1 protein-coding gene is annotated in these 268 nt (G+C 45.1%); it reads left to right on the forward strand.

What is annotated here, in order from left to right:
* A partial coding sequence (locus FQ668_RS27570) for a GDSL-type esterase/lipase family protein (protein ID WP_256677683.1) occupies positions 1–268 on the forward strand: 268 nt, incomplete at both ends.

Consider the following 268-nt stretch of genomic DNA (forward strand, 5'->3'; position numbering starts at 1 on the left):
GGCCAACGATGTTATCTGACGAGTTATCATCAGGTGATGAACCGATAAAGGTCATCAACGGCAGTGTTTCTGGCGATACTACGAGCAATGGCCTAGCAAAGCTCCCAGGTCTTCTTAAACAACACTCGCCAGATTACGTCCTAATAGAATTAGGTGCTAACGACGGCCTACGAGGATTCCAGCCTAACATAATCAAGAACAACTTGGCGTCGTTGATTGAGATGAGTCAAGAGGCAGGTTCAAAAGTTCTGCTAATGCAAATTCGTAT

Origin of the sequence: Pseudomonas sp. Kh14 (assembly GCF_900291005.1) — a bacterium.
Taxonomy (GTDB): domain Bacteria; phylum Pseudomonadota; class Gammaproteobacteria; order Pseudomonadales; family Pseudomonadaceae; genus Aquipseudomonas; species Aquipseudomonas alloputida.